Below are 1,194 nucleotides of genomic sequence, written 5' to 3'. Positions count from 1 at the left end.
CGCAGGTTGCCCGTAATATTTTAAGAAAAAAATATACAGAGGCTGAAGTAGGCATTACCGGCGCCAATTTTTTAATTGGCGATATCGGTGCCATTGCCATCACAGAAAATGAAGGGAATGCCCGGCTGAGTTGTGCGTGGCCGCCTGTGCATATAGCTATTGCCGGTATCGAAAAAATGATCCCTTCCTTTTTGGATCTCGGTCTCTTTTGGCCGTTGCTTTCTACCTTTGGCACGGGTCAGCGTGTTACTGTTTACAATACCATTGTTGCAGGGCCAAGGCAGGCCGGGGAAACAGATGGTCCTGAAGAAATGTACGTGATATTATTGGACAACGGGCGAACCAACCTGTTGGCCAATGCAAAAGCACGCGAAGCATTATACTGTATCCGCTGCGGCGCCTGCCTCAATGCATGTCCTGTATATAAAAATATTGGCGGGCACAGTTATAACACTACTTACAGTGGCCCTATTGGCAGCGTCATTACTCCGCATTTGAAAAAAATGGATGAGTGGAAGCATTTAAGCTATGCTTCTTCGCTTTGCGGAAATTGCACAGAAGTATGCGCTGTAAAAATAAACCTGCATGAACTGCTGCTCGGGAACAGGTTCGAAGCCGTAGAGCAACACCATACATCCTTCGCTGAAAAAGTGGCCTGGAAAGCGTGGAAACAGGCTATGCTGCATCGGAAAATGATGAATGCCGGAAATGGCACACTGAAAAGCCGGGTTGTTAATAAACTGTTCAGAGGATGGACAGCACACAGGAGCGCATTGCAGTTTCCGGCCAAAACCTTTAACGAAATGTGGAAAGAGCAGCATAACGAAAAAAAATAATCCTTCCGCTTCGCTAAATACCATACATCATAGAAGAACTACTTAGTGATTTTTTTCGGTTGATATCCCTTACTTGTTTATTTTGTGTAACAAATTTGCCTGTGAGCAGATGCTTTTAATATATTCCACATATAACAGCCCGAGGTTGCAGTATATTACAGGTATTTTACTGCACGACCTGAGCGGTATTGAAGTATCCCTTACAACCCGGCAAGATGAGTTTATCCAATACGAAGGCGCCAGGATCAATTATTCCCACAATAGCATAACCTCCGATGAACTGCAAATAATACCTGCGCCGCTGCTGTTCGAAACCGGCATCACAGCACAAAATGTTCCGTGCAAAGAATACGGCGGG

The 1,194-nt window shown here is 45.1% G+C and carries 2 protein-coding genes; both read left to right on the top strand.

The annotated features are described in order from the left end of the window. Positions 1 to 836, top strand: an 836-nt coding sequence (locus tag PLH26_RS01360) for an LUD domain-containing protein (RefSeq protein ID WP_324584177.1), incomplete at its 5' end; no start/stop codon positions are given. 109 nt (positions 837 to 945) lie between these two features. After that, positions 946 to 1,194: DUF7033 domain-containing protein (locus tag PLH26_RS01355; protein WP_324584176.1), on the top strand; the 249-nt coding region annotated here is incomplete at its 3' end.

Origin of the sequence: Agriterribacter sp., from assembly GCF_035444585.1 — a bacterium.
GTDB lineage: Bacteria > Bacteroidota > Bacteroidia > Chitinophagales > Chitinophagaceae > Agriterribacter.
The sequence above is the reverse complement of the archived record's forward strand: the minus strand, read 5'-3'. Positions and strand labels throughout refer to the sequence as shown.